The sequence below is a fragment of the Streptomyces sp. AB3(2024) genome (genome assembly GCF_041862025.1).
Lineage (GTDB): Bacteria > Actinomycetota > Actinomycetes > Streptomycetales > Streptomycetaceae > Streptomyces.
Genome location: NZ_JBGWAB010000397.1, coordinates 1 through 255 on the forward strand (window position 1 = coordinate 1; position 255 = coordinate 255).

General features: G+C 68.6%; 1 pseudogene. It reads left to right on the plus strand.

The features are described from left to right. Nucleotides 1-255: pseudogene (locus tag ACEPPI_RS40940) on the plus strand (Ig-like domain repeat protein); the annotation flags it as partial.

Sequence of the window (255 nt, forward strand, 5' to 3'; positions counted from 1 at the left end):
GGCACGGTCACGGCCATCTACAACGGGGACACGTGTTTCACCGGTTCGACCGGGACCTTCGAGGTGACGGTCAACCAGGCGGCCAGCACCACCACCGTATCGGTGGACCCCAACCCCTCGGTATGCGGCCAGACCGTGACGGTGTGCGCCACCGTCACCGCAGTGGCACCCGGCAGCGGCACCCCCACCGGAACCGTCACCTTCACCGGGGCCGGACTGAACACCACGGTGCCACTGAACGCCGGCGGCACAGCA